This is a genomic window from Rhodococcus gordoniae, assembly GCF_001646655.1.
Classification (GTDB): domain Bacteria; phylum Actinomycetota; class Actinomycetes; order Mycobacteriales; family Mycobacteriaceae; genus Rhodococcus; species Rhodococcus gordoniae.
Genome location: NZ_LPZN01000081.1, coordinates 1 through 840, shown reverse-complemented (window position 1 = coordinate 840; position 840 = coordinate 1). Strand labels below are relative to the sequence as shown.

Here is an 840-nt window from a genome sequence, read left to right as displayed (position 1 = left end):
AGTCGAAGCTCGCGAACCTGCTGTTCGATCTCGAACTGGAACGCCGCCTCGCTGCGGCCCGCTCGCCTCTGCGCGCGGTCGCGGCCCACCCCGGCTACGCGGCGACGGAAGTGGGCAGCCACACGGGGACGTGGTTCGACCGGCTGTTCGGCTTCGGCAAGAGGGTCCTGCAGCGCACGCCGGACCAGGGGGCCGAATCGGTCGTGCTCGCCGCCTCCGATCCGGCTGTCTCGGGTGGTTACATCGGTCCGCGCTTCCTGCTGTACGGATCCCCCGGTGTCGCCGCCGTGGGGCGTCGTGCCCGCGACCGGGAGACCGCGACGCGTCTGTGGGAGCTGTCGGAGAAGCTCACCGGGGTGCACTTCGAGATCGGCTGATGACCGTCTTCGACGCAGGCTGATGCGCGTCCCCGGTCACGCGGTCCGGCGCATCGGCACGTGGTCGATCCCGGCCTCGATGTAGTTCGGTCCGGTGCGCACGAATCCGAATCGGGCGTGCCGAGATCGCGCCCGTCGAGTTCCGGTTCGCAGGTGATGCCCTGCTCGAAGACGAACACGTCGGTGCGCAGCGCGACGATCCGGTACAGACTCTCGGGGTCGGTCTTCCGCAACGATGAATGGTGAATGGACGGCACGTCTCGATGGTAGGGGCGGGGGTTCACCGTCCCGTCGTGAACTCTGTGCGTCACCCGCCGCCGCGCGGAGGGAAGGTCGGCAGCGTCGGCATCTCCCGCGGGGTGGTGGGTGCACCCGAGGTGGTGGGACGACCCGTCGCGGTGCCCGGTGCGTCGCTCTCCTCGGTGTCCCGGTGCTGACGCTCCTCTTCCGGCTCGGCCTCGCG

General features: G+C 69.9%; 1 protein-coding gene. It reads left to right on the top strand.

The window, feature by feature from the left end:
- A partial coding sequence (locus A8G18_RS21615) for an SDR family NAD(P)-dependent oxidoreductase (RefSeq protein WP_483414369.1) occupies positions 1-377 on the top strand: 377 nt, incomplete at its 5' end.
- Positions 378-840: the final 463 nt, after the last annotated feature.